Annotated in this window: 23 protein-coding genes and 1 pseudogene; 12 read left to right on the forward strand and 12 right to left on the reverse strand. The window is 70.6% G+C overall.

All coding sequences use genetic code 11. The features are described from left to right. Positions 1-36 precede the first annotated feature (36 nt). The 3 genes from ACWDEW_RS15105 to ACWDEW_RS15115 are packed head-to-tail and all read right to left on the reverse strand — an operon-like array spanning position 37 to position 3286. A complete protein-coding gene (locus ACWDEW_RS15105; protein WP_450512989.1) occupies positions 37-1107 on the reverse strand; it encodes a threonine aldolase family protein in 1071 nt (356 codons plus the stop codon). Then, the gene (locus tag ACWDEW_RS15110) at positions 1104-1850 is read right to left on the reverse strand and encodes an SDR family NAD(P)-dependent oxidoreductase (protein ID WP_450512990.1); all 747 of its coding nucleotides are present in this window, start codon (positions 1848-1850) and stop codon (positions 1104-1106) included. The genes ACWDEW_RS15105 and ACWDEW_RS15110 overlap by 4 nt, the downstream gene beginning before the upstream one ends. A gap of 38 nt (positions 1851-1888) precedes the next feature. Then, positions 1889-3286 carry a DUF6421 family protein gene (locus ACWDEW_RS15115; protein WP_450512992.1) on the reverse strand — a complete coding sequence of 466 codons (1398 nt, stop codon included), beginning with the start codon at positions 3284-3286 and terminating at the stop codon, positions 1889-1891. Between the two features lie 403 nt (positions 3287-3689). On the opposite strand from ACWDEW_RS15115, the gene ACWDEW_RS15120 reads away from it, so the two are divergent. Next, positions 3690-4373 carry a glycerophosphodiester phosphodiesterase gene (locus ACWDEW_RS15120; RefSeq protein ID WP_450512994.1) on the forward strand — a complete coding sequence of 228 codons (684 nt, stop codon included), beginning with the start codon at positions 3690-3692 and terminating at the stop codon, positions 4371-4373. Positions 4374-4387: 14 nt separating this feature from the next. Here the strand turns inward: ACWDEW_RS15120 and ACWDEW_RS15125 are convergent, their stop codons facing one another. Next, positions 4388-4927, reverse strand: a complete 540-nt coding sequence (locus ACWDEW_RS15125; RefSeq protein ID WP_450512996.1) for a GNAT family N-acetyltransferase — start codon at positions 4925-4927, stop codon at positions 4388-4390. Between the two features lie 75 nt (positions 4928-5002). On the opposite strand from ACWDEW_RS15125, the gene ACWDEW_RS15130 reads away from it, so the two are divergent. Together ACWDEW_RS15130 and ACWDEW_RS15135 are read left to right on the forward strand one after the other, a co-directional pair. Continuing rightward, positions 5003-5395 carry a VOC family protein gene (locus ACWDEW_RS15130; protein WP_450512998.1) on the forward strand — a complete coding sequence of 131 codons (393 nt, stop codon included), beginning with the start codon at positions 5003-5005 and terminating at the stop codon, positions 5393-5395. 102 nt (positions 5396-5497) lie between these two features. Beyond that, positions 5498-6262: a VOC family protein gene (locus ACWDEW_RS15135; protein ID WP_450513000.1), complete on the forward strand. Its 765-nt coding sequence runs from the start codon at positions 5498-5500 to the stop codon at positions 6260-6262. Between the two features lie 56 nt (positions 6263-6318). Here ACWDEW_RS15135 and ACWDEW_RS15140 read toward each other — a convergent pair whose 3' ends face one another. The 3 genes from ACWDEW_RS15140 to ACWDEW_RS15150 form a co-directional block, all read right to left on the reverse strand. Continuing rightward, positions 6319-8904, reverse strand: coding sequence for a cellulosome protein (locus ACWDEW_RS15140; RefSeq protein WP_450513002.1), 2586 nt, complete (start codon positions 8902-8904; stop codon positions 6319-6321). Positions 8905-9023: 119 nt separating this feature from the next. Beyond that, a complete protein-coding gene (locus ACWDEW_RS15145) occupies positions 9024-9596 on the reverse strand; it encodes a MarR family winged helix-turn-helix transcriptional regulator (RefSeq protein WP_450513003.1) in 573 nt (190 codons plus the stop codon). Beyond that, positions 9593-11302: an FUSC family protein gene (locus tag ACWDEW_RS15150; protein WP_450513005.1), complete on the reverse strand. Its 1710-nt coding sequence runs from the start codon at positions 11300-11302 to the stop codon at positions 9593-9595. Before ACWDEW_RS15150 ends, ACWDEW_RS15145 begins: the two co-directional genes overlap by 4 nt. A gap of 184 nt (positions 11303-11486) precedes the next feature. Between ACWDEW_RS15150 and ACWDEW_RS15155 the strand changes: the two genes are divergently transcribed. From ACWDEW_RS15155 to ACWDEW_RS15170, 4 genes are all read left to right on the forward strand, one after another. Next, entirely contained in the window at positions 11487-12050 is a 564-nt protein-coding gene (locus tag ACWDEW_RS15155) for a DUF5134 domain-containing protein (protein ID WP_450513007.1), read from the forward strand. A gap of 122 nt (positions 12051-12172) precedes the next feature. Further along, the gene (locus ACWDEW_RS15160; RefSeq protein ID WP_450513009.1) at positions 12173-13108 is read left to right on the forward strand and encodes a M56 family metallopeptidase; all 936 of its coding nucleotides are present in this window, start codon (positions 12173-12175) and stop codon (positions 13106-13108) included. A gap of 49 nt (positions 13109-13157) precedes the next feature. Beyond that, the gene (locus tag ACWDEW_RS15165) at positions 13158-13814 is read left to right on the forward strand and encodes a phosphatase PAP2 family protein (protein WP_450513011.1); all 657 of its coding nucleotides are present in this window, start codon (positions 13158-13160) and stop codon (positions 13812-13814) included. 25 nt (positions 13815-13839) lie between these two features. Beyond that, positions 13840-14535, forward strand: coding sequence for an HAD family hydrolase (locus ACWDEW_RS15170; protein WP_450513013.1), 696 nt, complete (start codon positions 13840-13842; stop codon positions 14533-14535). A gap of 46 nt (positions 14536-14581) precedes the next feature. Here ACWDEW_RS15170 and ACWDEW_RS15175 read toward each other — a convergent pair whose 3' ends face one another. Beyond that, on the reverse strand, positions 14582-14830 hold the full coding sequence (locus tag ACWDEW_RS15175) for a DUF2630 family protein (protein WP_362976627.1): 249 nt from the start codon (positions 14828-14830) through the stop codon (positions 14582-14584). Positions 14831-15091: 261 nt separating this feature from the next. Between ACWDEW_RS15175 and ACWDEW_RS15180 the strand changes: the two genes are divergently transcribed. Continuing rightward, on the forward strand, positions 15092-15784 hold the full coding sequence (locus ACWDEW_RS15180; RefSeq protein WP_450513015.1) for a TetR/AcrR family transcriptional regulator: 693 nt from the start codon (positions 15092-15094) through the stop codon (positions 15782-15784). Positions 15785-15803: 19 nt separating this feature from the next. Here ACWDEW_RS15180 and ACWDEW_RS15185 read toward each other — a convergent pair whose 3' ends face one another. Beyond that, positions 15804-16280, reverse strand: a complete 477-nt coding sequence (locus ACWDEW_RS15185; RefSeq protein WP_450513017.1) for a DUF6214 family protein — start codon at positions 16278-16280, stop codon at positions 15804-15806. 227 nt (positions 16281-16507) lie between these two features. On the opposite strand from ACWDEW_RS15185, the gene ACWDEW_RS15190 reads away from it, so the two are divergent. After that, positions 16508-17854 carry an FAD-dependent oxidoreductase gene (locus ACWDEW_RS15190; protein WP_450513019.1) on the forward strand — a complete coding sequence of 449 codons (1347 nt, stop codon included), beginning with the start codon at positions 16508-16510 and terminating at the stop codon, positions 17852-17854. Between the two features lie 130 nt (positions 17855-17984). After that, complete coding sequence (locus ACWDEW_RS15195; protein WP_450513021.1) at positions 17985-19334, forward strand: nucleobase:cation symporter-2 family protein; 1350 nt, start codon at positions 17985-17987, stop codon at positions 19332-19334. Here the strand turns inward: ACWDEW_RS15195 and ACWDEW_RS15200 are convergent. Together ACWDEW_RS15200 and ACWDEW_RS15205 are read right to left on the reverse strand one after the other, a co-directional pair. After that, on the reverse strand, positions 19331-20560 hold the full coding sequence (locus ACWDEW_RS15200; protein WP_450513368.1) for an SGNH/GDSL hydrolase family protein: 1230 nt from the start codon (positions 20558-20560) through the stop codon (positions 19331-19333). The genes ACWDEW_RS15195 and ACWDEW_RS15200 overlap by 4 nt on opposite strands. A gap of 95 nt (positions 20561-20655) precedes the next feature. Beyond that, positions 20656-21926 (reverse strand): annotated as a pseudogene (locus ACWDEW_RS15205) (extracellular catalytic domain type 1 short-chain-length polyhydroxyalkanoate depolymerase). A 343-nt stretch (positions 21927-22269) separates the two neighbouring features. On the opposite strand from ACWDEW_RS15205, the gene ACWDEW_RS15210 reads away from it, so the two are divergent. Beyond that, entirely contained in the window at positions 22270-23220 is a 951-nt protein-coding gene (locus tag ACWDEW_RS15210; RefSeq protein ID WP_450513023.1) for a pectate lyase family protein, read from the forward strand. A 32-nt stretch (positions 23221-23252) separates the two neighbouring features. Further along, on the forward strand, positions 23253-24047 hold the full coding sequence (locus tag ACWDEW_RS15215; RefSeq protein ID WP_450513025.1) for a pectate lyase: 795 nt from the start codon (positions 23253-23255) through the stop codon (positions 24045-24047). Positions 24048-24323: 276 nt separating this feature from the next. Here ACWDEW_RS15215 and ACWDEW_RS15220 read toward each other — a convergent pair whose 3' ends face one another. After that, positions 24324-25079, reverse strand: a complete 756-nt coding sequence (locus ACWDEW_RS15220) for a PaaX family transcriptional regulator C-terminal domain-containing protein (RefSeq protein ID WP_450513027.1) — start codon at positions 25077-25079, stop codon at positions 24324-24326. Positions 25080-25083 lie beyond the last annotated feature (4 nt).

A 25083-nucleotide genomic window follows, 5' to 3' on the forward strand; every position in this document is an offset into this window, starting at 1 on the left:
CGACCGCATACCTATGCATCAACTCTTCAAGCTTGACTAGCGCGCCATCTCCTCCTTGAGCGCCGCCACGAACGCGTCCACGTCGTCCTCGGTCGTGTCGAAGCCGCACATCCAGCGGACGTCACCGGCCGCCTCGTCCCAGAAGTAGAACCGGAAGCGCTGCTGAAGGCGCACGCTCACGTCGTGCGGGAGGCGGGCGAAGACGCCGTTGGCCTGCACCGGGTAGAGGATCTCCACCCCGTGCACCGCACGCACGCCCTCGGCGAGGCGCTGGGCCATCTCGTTCGCGTGGCGGGCGTTGCGCAGCCACAGGTCCTTGGCGAGCAGCGCCTCCAACTGCACGGAGACGAAGCGCATCTTGGAGGCGAGCTGCATGGACAGCTTGCGCAGGTGCTTCATGTGGCTGACGGCGTCCTGGTTGATGACGACGACCGCCTCACCGAAGATCGCGCCGTTCTTCGTCCCGCCCAGGGAGAGGATGTCGACGCCGACCGCGTTGGTGAACGTCCGCATGGGGACGTCCAGGGACGCCGCCGCGTTGGCTATCCGGGAGCCGTCGAGGTGGACCTTCATGCCGTGCGCGTGGGCGTGGTCGCAGATCGCGCGGATCTCGTCGGGCGTGTAGAGGGTGCCGAGTTCGGTGCTCTGGGTGATCGAGACGACCTGCGGCATCGCGCGGTGCTCGTCGTCCCAGCCGTAGGCCTGTCGGTCGATCAGTTCGGGCGTGAGCTTGCCGTCCGGGGTGGGCACGGTGAGCAGCTTCAGGCCGCCCATGCGCTCGGGGGCGCCGCCCTCGTCGACGTTGATGTGGGCGCTCTCGGCGCAGATCACCGCGCCCCAGCGGTCGGTGACCGCCTGGAGCGCGACGACGTTGGCACCGGTGCCGTTGAAGACCGGGAAGGCCTCGGCCGTGGCGCCGAAGTGGCTGCGGATGATGCCCTGGAGGTTCTCGGTGTAGTCGTCCTCTCCATAGGCGACCTGGTGGCCGCCGTTGGCGAGGGCGAGGGCGGCGAGGACCTCGGGGTGGGCGCCGGCGTAGTTGTCGCTGGCGAAGCCGCGGATCTCCGGGTCGTGGTGGCGCCGTGCGTCGGTCTTCGGAGGGTTCACGGCTTCTCGGTCAGCCACAGACGGTGTCCGTTCACTTCGGCGGCGGGCTTGTCCCAGACGCCGGCGATGGCCTCGGCGAGGTCCTTGACGTCGGTGAAGCCCGCGAACTTCGCGTTGGGGCGTTCGGCGCGCATCGCGTCGTGCACCAGCGCCTTGACCACCATGACGGCGGCGGCGGAGGTGGGTCCGTCCTCGCCGCCGGCCTTGCGGTAGCCGTCGGCCATGGCGAGCGTCCAGGCCTCGGCGGCGGCCTTGGAGGCGGAGTACGCCGCGTTGCCCGCCGTGGGCTTGCTGGCGCCGGCCGCGCTGATCAGCAGATAGCGCCCGCGGTCGCTGCGCGCCAGGCCGTCGTAGAAGGCCAGGGAGGTGTGCTGCACGGTGCGGATGAGCAGCTTCTCCAGCAGGTCCCAGTCGGCGAGGTCGGTCTCGGCGAAGGTGGCGCTGCCGCGCCAGCCGCCGACGAGGTGGACGAGGCCGTCGACGCGGCCGAAGTCCTTCTCGATGTGCGCGGCCCAGTCACGGGTAGCCCGCGGGTCGAGCAGGTCGACGGTGTCTCCCACGACGGTGGCGCCGCCGTGCGCGTAGCGGGCCGCGTCCACGGCCTCCGCCAGGCGTTCGGGATGCGCGTCCGAGCCGACGACGGTCGCGCCCGCCTCCGCCAGCCGCAGCAGCACGGCATGGCCTGCCGGTCCGCCCGCCCCGGCCACCGCGATCACCGCGCCGTTGAGCGCCCCGTTCCCCATGGTCCTCGCCTCCTGAGCCACTTCGGTGCTGCGGTCGCTCACGCGGCGATCCGCTCGGCGCTCTCCGCCGTGATGCCCTTGGTCGAGGCGATCACGTTCTTCAGCTTCTTCGAGAGTGCCTCATAGAACATGCTCAGCGGAAACTCGTCCGGAAGCACGTCGTCCACGAGTTTCCGCGGCGGCTGGCTCAGGTCCAGGGCGTCGGGACCCTTGGCCCACTTGGAGCCGGGGTGCGGGGCGAGGTAGGTGGCGACCAGCTCGTAGGCCTTGAACCAGTGGACGAGCTTGGGGCGGTCGATGCCCGCGCGGTAGAGGTCCTCGATCTCGGCGCACAGCTGGTTGGTGACCTCGGGCGCGCGCTGCCAGTCGATGTGCAGCTTGTTGTCGGTCCAGCGGACGACGTCGTGCTTGTGGAGGTAGGCGAAGAGGAGCTGGCCGCCGAGTCCGTCGTAGTTGCGGACGCGCTCGCCGGTGACCGGGAAGCGGAACATGCGGTCGCACAGGACCGCGTACTGCACGTCACGGGCCTGCGGGACGCCGTCGGCCTCCAGCTTCACGGCCTCCTTGAAGGCGGTGAGGTCGCAGCGCAGCTCTTCGAGGCCGTACATCCAGAACGGCTGGCGCTGCTTGATCATGAACGGGTCGAAGGGCAGGTCGCCGTGGCTGTGGGTGCGGTCGTGGACCATGTCCCACAGGACGAAGGCCTCCTCGCAGCGCTTCTGGTCGTGGACCATCGTGGCGACGTCCTCGGGCAGTTCCATGCCCAGGATGTCGACGGCGGCCTCGGTGACCCGGCGGAAGCGGGCGGCCTCGCGGTCGCAGAAGATGCCGCCCCAGGAGAAACGTTCAGGCGCCTGGCGTACGGCGATGGTCTCCGGGAAGAGCACGGCCGAGTTCGTGTCGTAGCCGGCCGTGAAGTCCTCAAAGGTGATGCCGCAGAACAGCGGGTTGTCGTAACGGGTCGCCTCCAGCTCGGCCAGCCAGTCGGGCCAGACCATGCGCAGGACGACCGCTTCGAGGTTGCGGTCCGGGTTGCCGTTCTGCGTGTACATCGGGAACACGACCAGGTGCTCAAGGCCGTCCCGGCGGTTCGCTGCGGGCTGGAAGGCCAGCAGCGAGTCGAGGAAGTCGGGCACCTGGAAGCCGTCCGCGGCCCACCGCTCCAGGTCCCGGACCAGAGCGGCGTGATAGGCGGCATCGTGCGGGAGCAGCACGGCGAGCTCCCCGACGGCACCCGTCACGCGGCGTACGGCGTACTCGGCCTCCGCACGGTCCGGGGCACCCTCGGCCGCGAAGTCGATCGACCCGTCCTTGGTCTGCCATGGCCGGATCCGTTCCACGGCATCCTTGAGCACGGGCCATGCCGGATGCTCCACCACCCTGGTCACGGGAGGAACCCGCTCCTCCGAACCCACCTGCACAAGAATTTCCGTCATGTCCCATCCTCCACGGGAGAATCCAGCGTATGGGAACCGTATACATATGTGGTTTCTCCCAGCAAGAGGATCTTCGGGAGATTATCCTGCCGACCCCTGCATGTGACCGAACTTTTTCCTGTTGGAAACCCCGATGACCACCGAAGAGGCATCGCGCGGCTACCCAGGGACCGAGGCGCCGAAACCGGCCACCGGTCAATCACACCGGGACTCGCCCACCCCGGGGTGACCGTCCCGGCCGGCAGCGCGCAGGTCGGCCCCTGGCGTCTCCCCGATCCTCCGTGTACGCGCGGGTCCATCGCCGGGCCCGGCCGTTAGGCTGCGGCTCTGCCGCGTGGACGCCGGTGTCCGGCCGCGCCCGCGCGCGCGTGCCGAGCCGCCGTCGACGGAAGCGAGTTGAACCTTGAACTTCCTTACCATCGGTCACCGCGGAGTCATGGGTCTCGAACCCGAGAACACTCTCCGTTCCTTCGTCGCCGCCGAGCAGGGCGGCCTCGATGTCATCGAACTCGATCTGCATCTGAGCAGGGACGGCGCCCTCGTCGTCATGCACGACGCCGACGTGGACCGTACGACCGACGGAACCGGTCCGATCGCCGAGCTGACCCTCGACGAGCTGCGCACCCTGGACGCGGGCCGGGGCGAGCGCGTACCGACCTTCGAGGAGGTGCTGGACGCCGTCCGGTCACCGCTCCAGGCCGAGATCAAGGACCTGGCGGCGGCACGGGCACTGGCCGAGGTCATGCACCGGCGGGACCTGGTCGGACGGGTCGAGGTGTCCTCGTTCCACGACGAGGCGATCACCGAGATCGCCCGCCTGGTGCCCGGCGTACGCACCGCTCTGATCGCCAGCCGCTTCGGCCCCGACGTGGTCGAGCGCGCCATCGAGGCCGGTGCCGAAACGGTCTGTCTGAACATCCGCAGGCTGACCCTGGAGGTCGTGGAGGCGGCGCGCAAGGCGGACCTGAGGATCATCGGCTGGGTGGTGAACACCCAGGACCACCTGCGGCTCGTCCGTGCCCTGGAGCTGGACGGCGCGACCACCGACTACCCGGAGATCAAACGCACCGGCCGCTTCACCGCGTGAGGACCGCGTGAGGCCTACGCGAGTTCCTTGACCAGCAGCTCGAACTGCAGGTCGTCGCGCTGCGGAATGCCGAACCGCTCGTCGCCGTACGGGAACGGGGTCATCCGGCCCGTACGGCGATAGCCGCGGCGCTCGTACCAGGCGATGAGGTCGTCTCGTACGGAGATCACGGTCATGTGCATCTCCCCCACTCCCCAGCTCTCCCCCGCAGCGCGCTCCGCCTCCGCGATGATGACCTTGCCGAGACCGCCGCCCTGGAGCTGCGGGCTGACCGCGAACATCCCGAAGTAGGCGTGGTCGCCGCGGTGTTCGAGCTGGCAGCAGGCGACGACCCGGCCGTCGCGTTCGACGACGAGCAGTCGGCTGTCGGGCGACTTGATGACCGCGAGCACACCCTCGGGATCGGTCCGCTGCCCTTCGAGGATGTCCGCCTCGGTGGTCCACCCGGCCCGGCTGTCGTCACCCCGGTAGGCCGACTCGATCAGCACGACGAGGGCGTCCACGTCGGCGTCGGTGGCGTCGCGGAAGGTGAGTCCGGTGGCGGCGGTGTCCATGGTGCACAACTCCGATCAGGGGCGCGGCTCGGCAGTGACGAGAGTAACGCGGCCCGAAGGCTAGGCTCCGGCCGCATGGTGCACGTACTGAGCAGCCGTATCCTGCTGCGCCCGACCGATCCCGACCGTTCCCGCGCCTTCTACGGCGAGCAGTTGGGGCTGCCCGTCTACCGGGAGTTCGGCACGGGGGCGGAGCGCGGGACCGTCTACTTCCTCGGCGGCGGGTTCCTGGAGGTTTCCGGGCGCTCCGAGACCCGGCCCTCGCCCGCCGTGCGGCTGTGGCTGCAGGTCGCGGACGCGGGAGCCGCGTACGAGGAGTTGCGGGCGAAGGGGGTCGAGATCGTACGGCCGCCGGTGAAGGAGCCCTGGGGGCTGGTGGAGATGTGGGTGGCGGATCCGGACGGGACACGGATCGTGCTGGTGGAGGTGCCGGCGGATCATCCGCTGCGGTACCGGCCGGGGATCTAGGCCTACGACGGGCAGCGGCCCGTCCGTGTCGGTTGTCGGTTGGCCGGGGTCGTGGCCCGGGCTTAGCGTGCTGGGAGGGGTACTTGCTGCGGAAGGAACGCCATGAAGCTCGACAGGCCGGTGACCGGCGGGCCCTGTTGGGTCGAACTCGGGACCAGTGACCTCGACGCGTCCAAGCGGTTCTACGCGGACGTGTTCGGCTGGCGTCCGGAGACCGATCCCCGGCAGGAGGCGGGCGGCTACACGGTCGCGCACGTCGGGGACGCGGCGGTCGCCGGCCTGGCGCCCCTGTTCCAGGAGTCGCAGCCGGTGGCGTGGAACGTGTCGTTCGCGGTGACGGACGCCGACAGCACCGCGGAGCGGGTGCGTACGGCGGGCGGGACGCTGCTGATGGAGCCGGCCGACGTGTTCGACATCGGGCGCTTCGCGGTCGCGCTGGACCCGGGCGGTGCCGTGTTCCAGATGTGGCAGGCCCGGACCTTCCCCGGCGCCGGGCTGTTCAACTCGCCCGGCGCGCTGGGCTGGGTGGAGCTGCTGACGCGGGCTCCCGAGCGGGCCGAGGCCTTCTACACGAGCGTGTTCGGCTGGACCGTCCGGCCCTCGGCGCACTACCCGCAGTGGTGCGTCGACGGCGCCGACTTCGGCGGCATGATGAAGATGGACGACAAGTTCCCGCCCCAGGTGACCGCGCACTGGCTGCCGTACTTCGCGGTGACCGACGTCCACGCGACCGCCGCCGCCACGAGCTCGGCGGGCGGCGCGGTCCTCATGGAGCCCCGGTCCGTCGGCGACGTACGGCGGATCGCGGTGCTGCGGGATCCGCAGGGGGCGGTCTTCGGGGTGCACGCGGCGAGCGGGGAGGGCTGAGCCCGTTCACCCGGGCGCCCTGCCGCCGGCCGCTGTCCCCTGCCCGCCGCTCGCCGTCAGGCCAGCGGTGTCACCGTCACCTGGTCGATCACCGGGGCGTACGCGGAGCGTTGGCCGTACTGGTTCCTGGACCGGCCGTCGTGGTCGGGGAGTTCGTCGGCCGTGAAGGTGAGGGTGTTGGCGCCCTCGCCGAGGGTGACGGGGACGGTCAGGTCGTGGAAGTTGTTGAAGTGGAAGGTCGTGGGGAACAGGACGCGCTGCGGGGCGGCCCCGTTGACCGCGATGTCCGCGTGGCGGCACACCGGGTCCGGGTTGTAGTGGGTGGCGGGCGACTGCTCGCCGTTGGAGTAGCGGATCGTGAGCGCGTGTCGGCCGGCCCGCTCCGCCGTCACGGTGAGGGTGAGGGCATTCCCGGGTCCGCCGCCGATGCCGTCGACCGCCTTGCCGCCCGTGGCGAACGTGTGGGCGCCTGTGACCCGCGCGCCGCCGGTCGTGGTGCCCTCCTCGGCCGGGTGCGTCGAGGTGGGGAGGAGGCCGCGTGACGGGTCTGTGCGGAGGCGGTCCAGGACGAGGTCGTCGGAAGTGGCGGTGATGGTGACCTTGTTGATGCCCGACATGAGGAAGAGGGGCACAGGGGATCGTTCAACAATCCCCACGTTCTCACCGTTGATCGTCAACTCACCCTCCCCGGAACCGATCCGGTCGACGGTCACCGTCGCCTCCCCGTCGCCCGCAGCGTGCACCCAGAAGGTGGCGGTGCCACCCCGCGGCAGTACGGCGACACCGGGGCCGGAGGCTCCTCGGATCGTGTAGTCGACGCGGGATCCGCCCCCCAGGGCGGCGAACTCGGCGTCGTACACCGCGGACCCGGTCACCTCGTCGTCGCGGAGGACGAGGTCGAGCTTGTCCACGACCGCGTCGCCCCGCGTCACACCGAGGTCGGGGTCCTTGGCGGCGAGCGTGAGGGTGTGGGCGCCGGCGGTCAGTTCGACGTGCGTGTCGGTGTGCCCCCACACCGCCCACTTGTAGCCGAGCGGCAGCCTGAGTTCTCGCGGCCGGCGGCCGTCGACGCGGAGGAAGACGTTGGTGGGTCCCTGCTCCCGCACCGCGTCGGCCAGGTTGTAGGAGTTGGCGAAGACGCTCACGTCGTACGTCCCGTCCTGCGGGACCTCGACGGAGAAGGCGAGCACGCCGTCGGAGCCGGTGCGGAGTCCGCCCACGTGGTGGCCGGTCGACGTGGCGAACTTGTCGACGTCGGACGGGGACCCCTCGGGCCCGTTCAGGGAACGCCCGCCACCGAGGTAGGTCGCGTCCTCGGCCTGGTACGTCCGCCGCCAACCCACCGAGGGCGGCAGCGCCACGGCCCCTTCGCCGCCCGGGGAGAGGATCACCTGGTACGCGGACATCTCCTCCATGTCCGTCAGACGGAGCGTCACTTTCCCCTCCACGACGTGGAGTTCACTGTCGGCGAGCCGCAACGGCTGCGCGGAGGCGCCGACCTGCCCCGTCCAGGGGATCTCCAGGAGCCGCGCATGGACGGTCGTACCGAAGACATCGGGGTCGACGTGCTCGAACACGACGTCCGCCGAACCGCCCGCGCCGCCGCACAGGACCCGCGCCTGCCGCTTGTCCCGGTCGAGCGCGGCGACGCCCTGGAGCGTGTACTGCACGTTCGGGTGAGGCGCGGCGACCTGGACGGTGTGGCCCGTGAACTGGCCGTAGGCGTTGAACAGCCACCACTGTCCGTTGCCCTTGTTGGCCTCGACCGCCGAGTCGTTGAGGTTGCCGTCGATGTTCCAGTACGCCATGTCGGCGTCGACCTTGGACTCCTCGATCGCGGCGATCCACTGGATCATCTGCCCCGGGACGGACAAGTGGTAGTTGTGGGCGTACTCGTTGATGTTGACGGGGAGCGGTCCGATGCCCAACTCCCTCTCCATGGCACGGTACTTGGCGACGTTCGTGCGGATCTCGTCCGGCGAGGACAGCTCGTGCCAGGTGACGATGTCGGGCAGGACGCCCTCGGCCGCCGCGAACTCCAGGAAGCCCTTGACCTCGTCGTACAGTTCGCACGTGTTGGGGCCGGCGATGCGGGCGTCGGGGTCGAGGTCCTTGATCAGGCGGTGGATGTCCCGCCAGGCGGCGAAGTAGGCGCGCGGGTCGGTGCGCCAGGATGTCCCGTCGTAGCTCCACTCCCCCGTGCCGAACATGTTGCCCTCGGGCTCGTTGAACGGGACGTACACGACATGGGAGCGGTACTCGCCGAGCGCCAGGACCTGTTCGACGTGCCTGCGGACGCGTGCTGTGAAGTCGGCGAGGCGCTCGGGGCCGGTGGCGCCGGGCCATTCGTAGGGGAAACCGCGATAGATGTCGGTCAGGTAGACGTAGACGTCCTTGCCGCCCGCCTCGACGAAGGGGCGCAGCATCTCCAGGGCGTCGGCGCCCGGGTGCTGGGTGCCGTCCTGGGCCTTGGTGGCGACCGTGCGGACGTACATGCCCTCGACGACGTTGCGGCTGGGGACGCCGTCGCCGTAGAGGCCGTAGAGCGTGCCGCTCGCGCCTCCGTGGAAGGGGCCCGTGTCGGTGCCGAGGTCGACGGTGAGCTTCCCGGAGGTGGGGGCGGCGGAGGCTTCGGCTGCCACGGCATCAATCCCTTGTTCGACATGTCGTACGACAGTCGGCGTCCCGAACCGACCTGGTCGAACGTAGGGAGATCACGCGCCTCACGTCAACGGTCCGCCGCCACCCACCTGCGGCGGCTTCAGACGCGCAGGACGCCCAGCCGGCCTTCCAGCTGGACCAGCAACTCTCCGAGCAGTGTGGCGAGTTCGCCCTGGCCGGGGGTGTCGAGACCGGCGAGCACGGTGGTCTCGTAGGCGAGCTGCTCGGGCAGGATCGCGTCGACGAGTTCGCGGCCGGTGTCCGTCAGACGGACGTGCGCGACACGGCGGTCGCGGGTGTCGCCGCGCCGCTCGACCAGTCCGCGTTCGGTCAGCTGCTTGAGGCGCTTGGTGACGGCGGCCCCCGAGGAGAAGGTCTCCCGGGTCAGCTCGCTCGGCGTCAGCTCGTGCCCGGTGCGGCGGAGCGCGCCGAGCAGGTCGAACTCGGGGCGGCTGAGCCCGGCCCGGCGCAGCGGCGCGTCCTCGGCCTGCTGGAGCAGGGCGGCACACCGGTTGATGCGGCCGATGATCTCCATCGGCCCGGTGTCGAGACCGGGGTGCACGGCCTGCCACTGCCCGACGACGGCGGCGACCGTGTCGTGGTGGGCCGCGCCCGGAGCGGCTGAGCGGGTCGCGCCGTTTCCGTCCGCCGGCCGTCCGTTCCTTGACGTCATCCCCGTACGCCCTCCGTCTTCCTGCCCGTGCGCCGATCCGCGGTCGACCGGGGGTGCGGTCCCCGGCGTCGTACCGTCGCGGCGAGCGTACGGTGTCCGGACTGTTCGGCGAGCACGACCCGCTCCTGGGGCAGTGCGCGCTGCCACCACTCGCCGGACGCGGCGTCGACGGTGGCCCGCAGTTCGACCAGCGCGGCGGCGAGCGCGCGATGCGCGGAATCCAGGGCTCCGGGAGCGGGAGCGGACTCGGTCAGGAGGCGCGCGGCCTGCTCGCGCGCTCCTTCGACCGTGGTGAGCGCCTCCTCGATTCGGTCGGTCGCACGGCGGTTGGTGACGACGGCCGCGGCCACGAGGCCGACCAGAGCGCCGACAAGGGTGTCCACGACCCGCTCGGTGATCAGCTCCCCGGGCTGCTGGGTCCGGGCGAACTCGGTGATGAGCAGTGCCATCGGAGTCACACAGACGCTTCCGAGCCAGTAGTTGCGGCCGATCAGCGCCTCGGCGCCGAAGTTGAACGCGAGGCAGCACAGCACCAGTGCCGCCGGATGCGCGTGCGCGAGCGGCGCCACCCCGGCGAAGACGAGCACGCCCACGAGGTTCCCGACGATCCGCTGCACTCCCCGGCTCCAGGTGAGGGCGAGGTTGGCCTGGTAGAGGGAGGCGGCGGTGACCAGGGCCCAGTAGGGGCGGCCGACACCGAGGGCCAGCGAGACGTAGCCGGCGAGGGCGCAGCCGGTCGCCGTACGCAGCACGACGGGCGCGAGCGGGCCGAGCCTGGTCCACAACGGGCGCGCAGGGGCGCCGAGTTCGGCGTCCACTCCGAGCAGTTCGGCTACGGCGTCCACCGGGGCGTCGGTCCGCGGGACCGGTCCCCTGCCGCGCAGTTCGCGGGCCCAGGTGCGCAGCGACTCCGGGTCGGCGTCCGCGGGCGCGGCGAGGGCGACCTCGGCGCGGACGACGAGGCGTTCGAGAGCGCGGCGGGGCTCGGTGCGGGCACCCGTGGCGAGCAGGGACTGCCAGGCCGCCTGGACGGCCGCCGCCGTGGCGGCACGCGCGCGTGCGTGGCCGTCGCCGGTGCCGTGGCGGTCGCCGGTGCCGTGGGTGGCCGCGTACACGGCGGCGGCGTCCAGCGCCTGGGCCGTGGCGCGGCGCTCCGGGCCGTGGGGCCGGACCAGGCCGGGTGCCATGCCCACGAGCCACGCCCAGACGCCCGCCGCGGCGGCGAGCGCGAGGTGGCCGGGGATCTGGGCGAGCGTCTGCGGTGCGAAGAGCGAGGCGGAGCTGATGAAGGTGAGGACGACGTTGCCGGGCGGGCCGATCCGGGTCGCGTCGCACAGTCCCTTCTGTACGGCGGCCAGGGCGGCGCCGACCGTGACCAGCACAACGGCGTTCGTCGTGAGGGCCGCGGTGACCAGTGCGACGGCGAGACCGCCGATCATCCCGAGCACCACCAGGCACAGGGCGCGGGCCCGGGCGGCGTAGGGCTTGTTGTGGGCGTAGAGCGCGCACAGGGAGCCGGCCATCGTGTACATCGCCAGGTCGAGGCGGCCCAGGGCGAGCAGGGTCAGGTTGGGCGGGGCGACCGAGGCGACCACGCTGAGCGCGGGCTTGAACCAGATGTCGGAGGGCCGGCCGAGGCGCAGCACACCGGCGAGCGGAAGGCGTCGGACTCGGGGTGCCCGTGGGGCGGGGGTCGCACTGCTCATGGAAAACAAGTTTAGCAGGTGTTTTACTTGTGAATTAGTTGCGCGAACACGCCTCCGACCTGCCGCACTCCGCCGAGTGCTCCCCATGTACACCGTTGCGCTCGATTGCGCCCCGTGCGGCACGGGCAACCTGTGACCGACCGTCTACGAAGAGTGAGAGTCAGGGCGGAACGGGGGGATGCGCGTGCACGGACCGGCTTCGCCCGGCTGGCTGCTGGTCGCGCTGTGTGCGGCGACCGGGGCCTACTGCCTGCTGCGGATGCGCAGCCCCGTCGAGGAACAGCGGCGGGCCGCGGGCGGCGAGGCCCTGATGGGCTTCGGGACGGCCGCGATGGCCGTGCCCGCCGCGGTGTTCACACCGCCGTCGTGGGCCTGGCCCGGGTACGCGGCGGTCTTCGGCGCGGCGGCGCTGCGCGCCCTGTGGACCGCGCGCAGAAGCCCGCATCATGTGCACCATCTGCTGGGCACCGCCGCCATGGTCTACATGGCGCTCGTGATGGGCACCTCCCCCGCGCACCACCATGAGCACGAAGGCTCCGGAGTCCCGCTCGTGACAGGCGTGCTGCTCCTCTACTTCGTGGGATACGTGCTGCTGTCGGGCATACGGCTGGTGCCCGTCACCGGCGCGGCCGTCGGCGGAGGCGGAGACGTTGCCCGGGGCGTCGGGTGGGGCGACCGACCGGAGTTGGCCCGGGCGTGCCGGCTGTCGATGGGGATCGCCATGGTCGCGATGCTGTTGACGCTCTGAGGGCCCGGGGACCCGAGGGCCCAGTGCGCCGGAGATCCGCGCACTGTACGAAATCGTGGTCTGCGTCACTTTGCCGTAACAAGCCGTACCCCTGATCACCGCGGCGCTCATAGGGTGCTCCCATGATGGTCCCCGCGGCACTGTTGCTGCTCGGCGCCCTGGCCGCCGTCGTCGCCCCACGGCTGCTCGCCCGGGCCGACTGGCCGGACCATGAGCCGGTGCTCGCGCTGTGGGTGTGGCAGTGCGTCGTGGCGGCCGTCCTCCTGTGCTGCGCCCTGTCGATGACGCTCAGTGCCGCCGCCGCTTGGCAGGCGGTGCGCGGCCACGTCTTCGCCAACGCCCCGCACGCCGTTCTGGACGCCTATCCCCTTGTGACGACCGGGCCTTGGGCGGCGGCGACCGCGGTGGCCCTCGCGTGCGGCGGCGCATGGACGGTGGCCATGCTGGTCCGTGAGGTCCTGCGGGCCCGGTCGCGGCGTCGGCGACGAAGGGCCGAACTCCTCGTGCGCGCACCGCTGTTGCCCGGCGAGGAGCCGGGCGCCGAGCCCCTGGTCGTGCTGGAGGGCGAGCGGCCGGACGCGTGGTGGATGTCCGGTCCCGCACCTCAACTGGTCATCACCACAGCCGCGTTGCGCCGGCTCAAGGGGCGGCAGTTGGACTCCCTGCTCGCCCACGAACAGGGACACGCACAGGCTCGGCACGACTGGCTGCTGCACTGTTCGGCCGCGCTCGCGACCGGGTTCCCGCAGGTTCCGGTGTTCGCGGCGTTCCGCGACGAGATGCACCGCCTGGTCGAACTCTCCGCCGACGACATGGCGTCCCGCCGCTTCGGCCGCCTCACCACCGCGCTCGCACTCGTCGAACTCAACGAGGACCGTGGGGTGTTCGGGCCGTGTCCGACCCCGCATGCCCATGTCCCGCAGCGCGTGCACCGGTTGCTCACACCCCAGGACCGGCTCACGACGACACGCCGTCTGGGGCTGACCGCCACGGCGGCGCTGGTGCCCGTGATTCCGGTGCTGGTGGCGTTCGTACCGGGGCTGCGGGCGCTCGGCTGAGGTCGACGTGGACCGGCATGGAACGGCACAGATCGGTGAGGATCGTTCCATGCACCGTCCGTCCCACCCCGCTCAGCGGCACACCAGCGTCGTCCTGGCCCCGACTCTGGCCCTGTGTTCCGCGCTGCTCCTCACCCTGGTCGCCGTCGAGTGGGGTCCGCTGATCGACCTCGACGTCCGGATCGCCGAAAGGACGCACCGTTGGGCGGTCGAGGACCGCGGAGTGACGCAGATGTGCCGCATCCTGACGGACTGGGTCTGGGACCCGCTCACCCTGCGCCTCGTATGCGCGGCGACCATGGTGTGGCTGGTGTGGCGGCGTTCCGCGTGGTGGACGGCACTCTGGCTGGCGGCCACATGTGCGCTCGGCACAGTGCTGCAGCAGACCCTGAAGGCCCTGGTCGACCGCCCCCGCCCGGTGTGGCCCGACCCCGTCGACTCCGCCCACTACGCGGCCTTCCCCTCGGGCCACGCCATGACGGCCACGGTGGTCTGCGGCCTCCTGCTGTGGCTGCTCCACCGTTACGACGCCAGACGTGCTGTGTGGCGTACGGCCATGGCTCTGGCCGTGATCTCCGTGGTGGGCGTGGGGCTGACCCGTGTGTGGCTCGGCGTGCACTGGCCGTCGGACGTGTTGGGCGGCTGGGTGCTCGGTGCGTTCGTGGTGGCGGTGGCTGTCGGGGTGTACGAACGGCGGTGGGGGTGAGTGAGTGGCTGAGTAAGATCACCGCATGAATGCCGTCCTCTTCGACTTCTCCGGAACCCTCTTCCGTATCGAGTCCACCGAGTCCTGGCTGCGTGCCGTACTGCGGGAGACCGGGGTCGCGCTGCCCGAACCGGAGTTGGCCGAGGCGGCGCGGGCGCTGGAGTCGGCCGGGGCGCAGCCGGGTGGCGCGCGACCGGAGCGGCTGCCGGCGGAGTTCGACGAGATGTGGGCGGTCCGGGACCGGAGTGCGGAACAGCACCGGGCCGCGTTCACCGGCGTCTCCCGCCAAGTCCCGCTCCCCGACCCGGCGTTGCACGACGCGCTGTACGACCGGCACATGACGCCGGCCGCCTGGACTCCGTACCCGGACACGGAATTCGTACTGCGGACCCTGCGCGAGCGTGGCATCCCGGTGGGGGTGGTGAGCAACATCGGCTGGGATCTGCGGCCGGTGTTCCGGGAGCACGGCCTCGACATCTACGTGGACACGTACGCGCTGTCGTACGAACACGGCATCCAGAAGCCGGACCCGCGGCTGTTCGCGGTCGCCTGCGAGGCGCTCGGGGCCGACCCGAAGGACGTGCTGATGGTCGGCGACGAGCGGCACTCGGACAGTGGGGCGGCGGCCCTGGGCTGCGGGGTGCACTTCGTGGACCACCGCCCGGTGACCGAACGACCGGACGCCCTGCGCCCCGTGCTCGACATGGTCGGTCAGGGCTGAGCCGGGGGCGGCTCCACAAGCCCAGGAGCCACCCCCGCCCCCGAAGTCACCCCTGATACCCCTCCACCTCGGACTCGGGACGCACCCGTGCCTCGTCCGGGTTCTCGCCGAACTCCACCTTGGCGCGGCGCTGCCTCAACAGGTCCCAGCACTGGTCGAGTTCGCGTTCCAGCCGGCCGAGGCGCTGGTGCTCCGTGGTGCTGTCGATCGTGCCGGAGGCGAGGGCCTCCCGGAGCTTGCGCTCGTCGTCGACCATCTCGTTGATCCGCGCGAAAATCTGCTGGTCCTGGTCCATACCCGTGCGCCTCCTCGGCTCGTCACCGGTGCCCACTCTAGGGACGGATCACGTGCCGTGCGACAGATGTGCGAGAAGGCGGCGCCGGACGCCGGACCAAAGGTCGCCCAAGGTAACCATTGGGGTGAAAAGGAGCCGCCCGCCTGAGACGATCCCCCGCGTCGCCCCAGACGGACGGCAGCATTCGACGGGCCCTCGTGACGGGGACCCGTACGTCCTGAGTATAGTTGGCTGATAGCCAGTCAACGCAGGAGTTACAGCATGTCCCCGCGAAGCGCCTCGGTCAATGAAGAGTTGCGACGGCGTTCCCGGGAGCGGCTCCTGCAGGCGGCGGTCGAACTGGTCAGCGAGCGCGGCTTCGAGGCCACGACCTTGGGCGACATCGCGGACCGGGCCGGCTCGGCGCGTGGGCTGGTGTCGTACTACTTCCCCGGAAAACGCCAGTTGGTGCAGTCCGCCGTGCACCGGTTGATGCACCGCACGCTGGAGGAGGCGCTGGAGCGCGAGCCGTGCACCACGGACGGACCGGAGCGCATGGCGCGGGCGATCGACGCGATTCTGGGCCTCGCGCACGACCGGCCCGTGCTGATGCGCCAGCACATGGCGGGGCTGCTCCAGGGCGAGGGCTTCGTGCAGTGCCCGGAGCAGCGGCGCCTGGCCGAGCTGCTCGGGGAGACGATCGCGCGGTACGGATCGGGGAGCACCCCGTCCGACTACCCGATGCTGCGGGCTCTCCTCATGGGCGCGGTCTATGCTGCGCTCGTGCCCGGGGTACCGATGCCGATACCGGTGCTGCGTACCGAGTTGTTCCAACGGTACGGACTCGACTGGGAGTTGGGGATTCCGCCCGACGACGGCACACCGCGCGCGGCGGCCGACACGGACCTCTCACGTTTCTTCGCGACGGACGACCAGCCGGCCGACGACCACCCCACCGAGCCCTCCGCCACCTAGACCGCACCAACCATCCCGCTCAGCGCCTCGCATGACGAGGCGTCAGGTATCCCGCGTCGCGCGCCTGCGAGATGAGCCGGAGAGAGCGGCGCCGGCTGTGTCCCGTCGCGCACATCACCGCCAGGACGGGATCGACCCCCTCCTCCTGGGCGGCGCGGTATTCCTGGGCGACCAGCCACCGCCCCTCGATGCCGCGCGGCCACGGCGGCCGGGCCCGGCGCGCTCCATCGGGTTCAACTCCCTCCTCCCCTTCGTACACGGGCCCCGGCTCCAGGCCGCAGGCCTCGAAGAGCGGTCCCTCGATCCAGTCGGCCAGTACCGTCAAGTCGTCGAGGGACAGGGCCGGTTGGGCGCGCACGTCCTCGACGGAGACGCCCTGGCCGGAGACCACGGCGAGGGCGTCGACCCGGGCGCCGTCGGTGAAGGCGAGCCGGACGTGGAACCACGAGGTGGCACCGTCGCGCTCCTGCACTTCCCACGCGGGCCACACGGACACCGCACCGTCCTCCGGGCAGCGATCGGAAAGATTAACAAAGGATGCTTCTAGCACATACGCAACGTAACCGCATGATCACATTCCATACGAACGGACACGCGCGCCCCCGTCGTGTACGGGTCCGCACGGCACCCTGTCAGCGGAGCCCCGGTGGTGGGACCCTGGAGTTGCCAGCGGTCTGACGATTCGCCGATCTCCTGTGTGTCCGACGGGTGAGGAGTTCCGCCGTGCTGCGTGTCGCCGTCGTCGGTTCCGGGCCGAGCGGGGTCTACACCGCCCAGAGCCTGGTACAGCGGGAGCCCGGGGTGCTGGTCGACGTCCTGGACCGGCTCCCGTGCCCGTACGGCCTGGTGCGCTACGGCGTGGCGCCGGACCACGAGAAGATCAAGTCGCTGCAGAACAACCTGCGGACGGTGCTGGAGCACGAGCGGGTGCGGTTCCTCGGCGGGGTGCCGGTGGGACCCGGCGGACTGCCGGTCGCGCGGCTGCGGGAGCTGTACGACGCGGTCGTGTACTGCGTGGGCGCGGCGACCGACCGTCACCTGGGGATTCCGGGCGAGGAGCTGCCGGGCAGCTGGTCGGCCACCGAGTTCGTGTCCTGGTACAGCGCCCACCCGGACTCCACCGGCGACGGTTTCGTGCTCGGCGCGCGCTCGGCCGTCGTCATCGGCGTGGGCAATGTCGCGGTGGACGTCGCGCGGATGCTGGCGCGCGGTGCTGTCGAGCTGAGCCGCACCGACATCCCGCAGGCGGCGCTCACCGCACTGGCCGCGAGCGGGGTGACGGACATCCACATGGTGGGCCGGCGCGGTCCCTCGCAGGCCCGCTTCACCACCAAGGAGCTGCGCGAGCTGGGCGGTCTGCCGGACACCGAAGTGACGGTGCATCCGGCCGAGTTGGCGCTCGACCCGGACTCCCTGGACCCCTCAGCCCTGCCCGCCGCGCAACGCCGCAACGTGGAGACGCTGCGCACCTGGGCGGCCCTGCCTCCCTCGGGAGCCGCCCGCCGTATCCATCTCCGCTTCTTCCTCCGCCCCGTCGAACTCCTCGCGGACGCGGGGCGGGTGGGCGCGGTGCGCTTCGAGCGGACCGCGCCGGACGGGCACGGCGGCGTGCGGGGCACAGGTCAACCGGTGGACATCGAGGCGCAGTTGGTGCTGCGTTCGGTGGGCTATCGCGGGGTGCCGCTGGACGGGCTGCCGTTCGACGCCGAGCTCGGTGTCGTGCCGCACCGGGCGGGCCGCGTCCTGCACGAGGGGACGGCCGCACCGGGTGAGTACGTGGCCGGCTGGATCAAGCGGGGTCCCACGGGCGTCATCGGCACCAACCGCCCGGACGCCAAGGAGACGGTGACGTCCCTGCTGGAGGACGCCTCCACACTCGTACGGCTTGAAACGTCCGAGGACCCGCTCACCGTGCTGCGCGCCGAGGGGATCGAGCCGGTCGAGTGGGCCGGGTGGGAGGCCATCGAGCGGGCCGAGGCGGAGCTGGGGGCCTCGCTCGGGCGGGGCGGTGTGGTGAAACTGCCTGGCTGGGAGGCCCTTCGGGAAGCGGTGCGTGCGTCGCGCGCATAACGGATGGGCATGACACACGGCGGCAACACCTCAGAAATCAACAAACTGTTCAAGGCGCTTACGGTCTCGTGCTGTCCACATGTTTCTCCCCCTCCCCGTCCCCCGCCCCCTCCGCCGCTCAGGAGTGCCCATGGCAACGACCACACCCGTGCATCCCGTCGACGAAGTCCCACCCGTACGGCAGTTGGCCGCCTTCGGGCTGCAGCACGTGCTCGCGATGTACGCGGGTGCGGTCGCGGTTCCGCTGATCGTCGGCGGGGCGATGAAGCTGTCGGCCGCGGATCTGGCGTATCTGATCACCGCCGACCTGCTGGTGTGCGGTATCGCGACGCTCATCCAGTGCATCGGCTTCTGGCGGTTCGGGGTACGGCTGCCGATCATGCAGGGCTGTACGTTCGCGGCCGTGTCGCCGATGGTGCTGATCGGTACGACGGGCGGCGGACTGCCCGCGATCTACGGTTCCGTGATCGTCGCCGGGCTCGCCATCGCGCTCCTGGCACCCGTCTTCGGCAAGCTGCTGCGCTTCTTCCCGCCGCTCGTGACCGGCACCGTGATCCTCATCATCGGTCTGTCGCTGCTGCCGGCGGCGGGCAACTGGGCGGCGGGCGGCCAGGGTTCGAAGGACTTCGGTGAGCCGAAGAACCTGGCGCTCGCGGCCTTCGTCCTCGTGGTCGTGCTGGGTGTGCAGCGGTTCGCGCCCGCGTTCCTGAGCCGGATCGCGGTGCTGATCGGCATGGCCGTGGGGCTGGTGGCCGCGGTGGTGTTCGGGTTCACGGACTTCAGCGGGGTCGGGGACGCCGACTGGGTCGGCATCAGCACCCCGTTCCACTTCGGCACGCCCACCTTCCACGCCTCGGCGATCGTGTCGATGCTGGTGGTGGCGCTGGTGACGATGACCGAGACGACCGGTGACCTGATCGCGGTGGGCGAGATGACCGACCGCAGGATCGAGCCGCGCTCCCTCGCGGACGGTCTGCGCGCCGACGGTCTCTCCACCGTCCTCGGCGGGATCTTCAACACCTTCCCCTACACGGCGTACGCCCAGAACGTCGGCCTCGTCGGCATGACCCGGGTGCGCAGCCGCTGGGTCGTCGCCGTCGCCGGCGGCATCCTCGTCGTCCTCGGTCTGCTGCCCAAACTGGGCGCGGTCGTCGCGGCGATACCGGCACCGGTGCTCGGCGGCGCGGGTCTGGTCATGTTCGGCACGGTCGCCGCGAGCGGCATCCGCACCCTGGCCCAGGTCGACTTCAAGGACAACCACAACCTCACCGTCGTCGCCGTCTCGGTGGCCGTGGGCATGCTGCCGGTCGGTGTGCCGACGGTGTACGCGCAGTTCCCGGACTGGTTCCAGACGGTGATGAACAGCGGTATCAGCGCGGGCTGTCTGACGGCGATCGTGCTGAACCTGGTCTTCAACCACCTTTCGGTGAAGGGCAGTTCGGCCGCGTCCCCCGCCGCCGCGAAGGAGCCGGTCGTCTAACGCAGCAGGCCGACGGGGACCGTCGCGGCCAGCACGCCGTACCCCGCAGGATTGAGATGCAGCCAGTCGCCCACCTGAAGGGACTCCAACAGGCGGCGCGGATCGGCCGGATCGCGTACGGCACGGTCGAAGTCGAGCACCGCGTCGAAGTGTCCGCCCGTCCGGATCCAGGTGTTGACCGCCCGGCGGGAGAGCTCGCGTTCACCCGCCGGGTCGTCGTAGGTGTTGCCGCCGAAGGGGAGCAGGGTCGCGCCGTAGACGCGGATGCCCTGGGCGTGGGCGCGGACGACGATCTGGTCGTAGGCCGCCAACAGGTCCTCGGTCACCTGGTGTTGGGCGGCCGGGGTCGGGTCGGCGGTGCCGATGTCGTTGACGCCCTCGAAGACGACGAGGCGGGTGACTCCACTGCGGGAGAGGACGTCCCGGTCCAGACGGGCGAGGACGTTGGGGCCGAGGCCGTCGTTGAGGACCCGGTTTCCGCCCGCCGCCTGGTTCAGGATCGCCACGGCGGCCGTCGCTGGGTGGGCCCGGAGGCGGTCGTAGAGCTGGTCGGGCCAGCGGTCGTTGGCGTTGGTCGTGGAGCCGCGGCCGTCGGTGAGCGAGTCGCCCAGGATCGCCACGGCCGTGGTGGTGCGCGGGGCGAGCACCTCGACGTCGCTCAGCAGATACCAGTGGTCGACCGGGGTCGCACCGGGCAGGTCCTCGTCCTGGGCGTGGTCTCCGAGCTGGAGGTACGACGTCGTGCGCGAGCCCGGGTGCGAGGTGAGCGCGAGTGAGGGCTGGCCCGTCGCCAGGTAGGCCGTCACGGTCAGGACGGATGCGGCGGGCAGGTCCAGGTCCACGGGATCCGAGACCAGTTGGGCACCGACCGGGACGGTCGCCGACGCTCGCCCGGCGAAGGTGACCGGTCTGCCGCTGCCGGGCACGATCGCGCTCGCACCCGCCCTGCCGTCGAGCGGGAGCGCCACCGTCACCGCGGTGAGCGGCAGCGGGGTGTCGCCGTAGGCGTTGGAGAAGCGCAGACGCAGGGTCCGGCCTCCCGTGGTGACGCGGAGGGTCTGTCGCACGGTGGTGTCGACCAGGACCGATCTGGTCCCGGTGAAGGGTGCGGGCGGCAGGTTCCCGGGCTCGGTGAGCTGGGGCATCGCAGTCCAGGTGTTCACCCAGTGCGAGCCGGGGCGGGTCGAACTGCCCTCGACACGAGCCGAGTTGGGGGCCGACAGCACCGAGGTCGCGGTGACGATCGCGGTCCGTCTCGTGGGGTGCACGGAATCCACCTTCCTCGGGCGGGAGTTGGGGGCAATGGGGCACAGGGCGCGGGTCAACCGACCGTGCAGGCGGTCCCGTTGAGTGTGTAGGCGGTGGGCGCGGCGGTGTTGCCGGTGTGGTTCGCCTGGTAGCCGATGGTCACGCTCGCGTTCGGGGCGATCGTGCCGTCGTACGACACGTTGGTGGCCGTCACCGCGCCGGAGGCCGGTGTGTAGGTGGCGCCCCAGCCGTTGGTGATGGTCTGGCCGGCGGGCAGGGTGAAGCCGAGTTGCCAGCCGTTGAGCGTGCTCGTGCCGGTGTTCGTGATCGTCACGGAGGCGGTGAGGCCGGTGTTCCATGCGCTGGTCGTGACCGTCACCTTGCAGGGGCCGGTCGAGGGCGGGGGCGTGGTGCCGCCGCCGGAGAGACCGAAGAAGGTGAGGACGCGGGCGCCCATGCCGTAGGCGTAGAGGTTGTGGGTGACGCCCTGGAGACTGATCGCCTCGACGGGGGCCTGGTCACCGGTGGCGCCGTAGCGGGTGCGGGTCCAGCCGGTGGCCGGGAGTCGGTGACGGCCGGGGTCTGACCGACGCCCAGCACGTTCGTCCACTGTTTGATCTCCTCGCCGAAGTTGAGGTAGCGCAGCGTCTCGTCGGCGGTGCCGTGCCACAGCTGCATCCGGGGGCGGGGGCCGGTGTAGCCGGGGTCGGCGCCGCGCACCAAGTCGCCCCATTGCTGCGGGGTTTGGATGACGGTGCCGTTGGCGCAGGCGGTGTTCCATTCGGAGCCGTCGGTGGTGGCGAAGCAGCCGAACGGCACGCCTGCGAAGGCGGCGCCGGCCGCGAACACGTCGGGGTAGTCGCCGAGCAGGACGTTCGTCATCATCGCGCCGGAGGAAATACCCAGGGCGAAGACGCGGCCCGGGTCGGCGGAGTAGGTGCTCTTCACCCAGTCGACCATCGACTTGATGCCGACCGGGTCGCTGCCTCCGTCGCGGTGCAGGGCCTGGGGCGAGGAGACGTCGAAGCACTTGCTGGCCCGGGTGACCGACGGGTAGACGACGATGAACCCCAACCGGTCGGCCAGCGAGGCGTATTCGGTGCCGGAGTACATCGCGGGCCCCGATCCCCCGCAGTAGTGCACCGCCACCACGACCGCCGGGTGGGCGGTGACGGCGGCCGGGACGTACACGTACATCTGGAGGTTGCTGGGGTTGGCGCCGAAGCCGGTGACCTCGGTGAGGGTCGCGGTGGGTACGGCCTCGGTGCGGGCGTCGGCCGGAGGCGCCAGGAGAGTCAGGGCCGCGAGCAGCGGCACCAGCGCCCCGAAGAGGGCGACGAGCACCGAACGGGGCGGTTTTCCGGCGGACTTGGGGGTGTTGTCGGCGGCTGTGGGGCGCACGTCATCGTCCCTTCCTGATCGCGGCTCGTGCGGCTCGTGCGGCGTCGTTCGGGAAGAACGTCAGGGAGAACAGCCGGGGGAGAACGGCTGGGGAGAACAATCGGCATCGTGACATGGACATGAGCCCCATGGAAGCGCTCCCACGCTCCGAATAGTTTCGCGCGGAGCGTTGACTAGAAAGCGCTTGCACTCTACGTTCCGTTCAGAAGTGTGACCGCGCGGTCCTTCACGGCGTACATCGTTCACGTATCCGATCACCCATGCCCTTCCGAAGGGACGCACCCGCATGCGTACTCGAAGATCAGCCATGACGGCGGTCGCGCTCGCCGCGACCGCCGTGCTCGCGCTCCCCCACTCCGCCTCCGCGGCCGACACCTCACCGGTCGGCTTCGGCGCCGGGACGACCGGTGGCGGCAGCGCCGCGGCGGTCACGGTGTCGACGCTGGACGCCTTCAAGTCGGCGGTAACCGGCAGCAGTTCGAAGGTGGTGAAGGTCAACGGCCTGATCCCGCTGAGCGGTCAGGTGGACATCGGGTCCAACACGACGGTCCTGGGCGTCGGTTCGGCGTCCGGGTTCACCGGTGGCGGGCTGCGCCTGAAGAAGGTGACGAACGTCGTCGTGCGCAACCTGAACATCAGCAAGCCGGTCGCACCCGCCGACGGCATCACCGTGCAGGCGTCGACGAAGGTGTGGATCGACCACAACGCCTTCTCGTCCGACCTCGACCACGACAAGGACTACTACGACGGCCTGCTCGACATCACGCACGCCTCCGACTACGTCACCGTCTCCTGGAACACCTTCAAGAACCACTACAAGGGCTCGCTCGTCGGCCACAGCGACAACAACGCGAGCGAGGACACCGGACATCTGCGGGTGACGTACCACCACAACTGGTTCGACCAGGTCAACTCCCGTATCCCCAGCCTGCGTTTCGGTACCGGGCACTTCTACGACAACTACGTCGTCGGCGCCGAGACCGCCGTGCACTCGCGCATGGGCGCCCAGATGTTCGTCCAGAACAACGTCTTCCGCGACACGGGGGTCGCCGTCACCACCAACCGGGACAGCGACGCGGACGGCTACGCCAACCTCAGCGGCAACGACCTCGGCGGAGCCGCCACCGAGATCTCGCAGGTCGGCACGTTCACCAGCCCGCCGTACAGCTACACCGCCGAGCCCGCCTCGACCGTCGTCGCCTCGGTGACCGCCGGCGCGGGCACCGGAAAGCTCTGACCACTCCCCCACTTCGGAGAAGGAATCGGGACATGACTTCTTCCCTACGGCCACGCGTGCTCACCGGAGCGGCGACGGCCTTCGGCCTTTCACTTGGCATGATCATGGCATCCGGTGCGCTCTCGCCCGCCAGTGCCGCCACCTGGCCCACCGCGAGCGGCAGCCAGGCCGTCACCTCCACCATCTCGGTCTCGGGCACCAAGGACTACGGGATGCTGCGCCTGTACGGCAGCGGCGACCTGGGCACGGGCAGCCAGGACGAGGACCAGGGTCCCATCCTGGAACTGGCCCCGGGCGCCGTCGTCAAGAACGTCATCATCGGCTCCCCCGCCGCCGACGGCATCCACTGCCTGGGCGCCTGCACGCTGCAGAACGTGTGGTGGGAGGACGTCGGCGAGGACGCGGCGACCTTCCTGGGATCCTCGTCGTCCAACGTGTACACCGTCAACGGCGGTGGCGCGAAGGAGGCCAGCGACAAGGTCTTCCAGTTCAACGGCGCCGGCACCCTCAACGTCTCCGACTTCGCCGCGCAGACCTTCGGTACGTTCGTCCGCTCGTGCGGCAACTGCAAGACGCAGTACAAGCGCACGATCAACCTCAACACCATCGAGGCGACCTACAAGGGCAGCCGGATCGTCGGCATCAACACCAACTACGGCGACAGCGCCACCCTGAAGGCCATCACGATCGTCGGGGACACCAGCAAGAAGATGATTCCCTGCCAGAAGTACGTCGGGAACAACACGGGCGCGGAGCCGACCACCAACGGCACGGGCCCGGACGGCACTTACTGCAAGTACGCGGCCTCGGACATCACCTACAAGTGAGCCCGCCGCGGTGACGGCGGTCGTACGAAGCGCCCCCGCACGGCGCTTCGCACGGCCGCCGCCGTCATGCGGGCCGACCAGCAAGGTCACCGACCGGGCCGCGGCAGCCGGGAACGGGGACTACGACCCGGCGATCTCTCGCCGGAGCCGGTGGGTGAAACGACGCAACAGGTCCAACGTCTCCCGGAACTCGGCCCGGCGGTCGCACGGCTGTGTTGAAGCCGATCCAGGCTCTGAGCTTCTGTTCGCGGAGCCACATGCGGCGATCGAAACGGCCTATGCCGGGTTTCCCAGCACGGCCGCGATCAACTCCCGCCGGTGGCGCGTGTATGCGGCGCGCAGGGCGGGGCCCGGCCAGTCGGCGGGCAGGAGTTCGGGGGGCAGGACCGGGTCGGCGAGCAAGTGGCGTACAGCGGCGGCGAGTACGGTGAAACGGTCGGCCGGGCGGTCGGCGGTGGCGTCGATCCGGGCGAGCAGCGCCCCGGCCGTTTTCGCCCACGCCTCAAGTGGCCAAAGGTTCCCGGCCAGTTGACCGGCCGATTCCTCCGGCCGGGTGATGAAGTGCCGGGCGACCGAGCCGAGTTCGTCAGGTCGGGGCCGTAGCAGATTGGCCGGGCGGAGCCAGACTCCCTCGCGGAGTTCCGCGAGCCGCAGTGCGGTCAACCTGCCGCGCAGCTCGGCGCGTTCGGCGGGACCGCGGCCGGTGGCTGTGACAACGGTCATCTCCCAGTCGCCGTCCCAGGGGCGGGTTTCGGGGTGTACGGCGATGTCCTGGCGGCGCTGGCGTTCCAGCAGCCGGTCGCTGAGCCGGTAGACGGCGTCCGTGCTCCGCAGATCTCCGGCGGCGGTCATCCGGCTGAGCGCGGCCCGCAGAGTGGAGCCGGCCACGCCGAGCGGCTCCACGGCGCGCAGCAGATCCCGTACGGGCAGCTCGGGCGGGTGCGTGCCCAGCAGCAGGCTGAGGACGACCGAGCGCGCGGACAGCGGGCGCAGTTCCACCTCACCGGGCCCGTCCGACTCGTTCATCCGCATGGCC

The organism is Streptomyces sp. NPDC001100 (genome assembly GCF_053598575.1).

Coding starts and splice junctions, on each gene's coding strand:
- ACWDEW_RS15195 (WP_450513021.1), top strand. CDS start 17,985: ATGGCAACGACCACACCCGTGCATCCCGTCGACGAAGTCCCACCCGTA.
- ACWDEW_RS15160 (WP_450513009.1), top strand. CDS start 12,173: ATGATGGTCCCCGCGGCACTGTTGCTGCTCGGCGCCCTGGCCGCCGTC.
- ACWDEW_RS15210 (WP_450513023.1), top strand. CDS start 22,270: ATGCGTACTCGAAGATCAGCCATGACGGCGGTCGCGCTCGCCGCGACC.
- ACWDEW_RS15130 (WP_450512998.1), top strand. CDS start 5,003: ATGGTGCACGTACTGAGCAGCCGTATCCTGCTGCGCCCGACCGATCCC.
- ACWDEW_RS15110 (WP_450512990.1), bottom strand. CDS start 1,850: ATGGGGAACGGGGCGCTCAACGGCGCGGTGATCGCGGTGGCCGGGGCG.
- ACWDEW_RS15180 (WP_450513015.1), top strand. CDS start 15,092: ATGTCCCCGCGAAGCGCCTCGGTCAATGAAGAGTTGCGACGGCGTTCC.
- ACWDEW_RS15135 (WP_450513000.1), top strand. CDS start 5,498: ATGAAGCTCGACAGGCCGGTGACCGGCGGGCCCTGTTGGGTCGAACTC.
- ACWDEW_RS15165 (WP_450513011.1), top strand. CDS start 13,158: ATGCACCGTCCGTCCCACCCCGCTCAGCGGCACACCAGCGTCGTCCTG.
- ACWDEW_RS15145 (WP_450513003.1), bottom strand. CDS start 9,596: ATGACGTCAAGGAACGGACGGCCGGCGGACGGAAACGGCGCGACCCGC.
- ACWDEW_RS15175 (WP_362976627.1), bottom strand. CDS start 14,830: ATGGACCAGGACCAGCAGATTTTCGCGCGGATCAACGAGATGGTCGAC.
- ACWDEW_RS15150 (WP_450513005.1), bottom strand. CDS start 11,302: ATGAGCAGTGCGACCCCCGCCCCACGGGCACCCCGAGTCCGACGCCTT.
- ACWDEW_RS15215 (WP_450513025.1), top strand. CDS start 23,253: ATGACTTCTTCCCTACGGCCACGCGTGCTCACCGGAGCGGCGACGGCC.
- ACWDEW_RS15220 (WP_450513027.1), bottom strand. CDS start 25,079: ATGCGGATGAACGAGTCGGACGGGCCCGGTGAGGTGGAACTGCGCCCG.
- ACWDEW_RS15170 (WP_450513013.1), top strand. CDS start 13,840: ATGAATGCCGTCCTCTTCGACTTCTCCGGAACCCTCTTCCGTATCGAG.
- ACWDEW_RS15115 (WP_450512992.1), bottom strand. CDS start 3,286: ATGACGGAAATTCTTGTGCAGGTGGGTTCGGAGGAGCGGGTTCCTCCC.
- ACWDEW_RS15125 (WP_450512996.1), bottom strand. CDS start 4,927: ATGGACACCGCCGCCACCGGACTCACCTTCCGCGACGCCACCGACGCC.